Raw genomic sequence first — 220 nt, forward strand, 5'->3', positions numbered from 1 at the left:
ACTAGTCGAGTGACTCTGCGCCGAAAATGTACCGGGGCTAAATACACCACCGAAGCTGCGAATTGATACCAATGGTATCAGTGGTAGGGGAGCGTTCTAAGTGCAGTGAAGGCAGACCGGAAGGACTGGTGGAGCGCTTAGAAGTGAGAATGCCGGTATGAGTAGCGAAAGACGGGTGAGAATCCCGTCCACCGAATGCCTAAGGTTTCCTGAGGAAGGC

1 rRNA gene is annotated in these 220 nt (G+C 53.2%); it reads left to right on the forward strand.

The features are described from left to right. Nucleotides 1-220, forward strand: a 23S ribosomal RNA gene (locus MR113_RS28065); the annotation flags it as partial.

This window comes from Bacillus cereus group sp. BfR-BA-01379, assembly GCF_022663605.1.
Classification (GTDB): Bacteria; Bacillota; Bacilli; order Bacillales; family Bacillaceae_G; genus Bacillus_A; species Bacillus_A mobilis.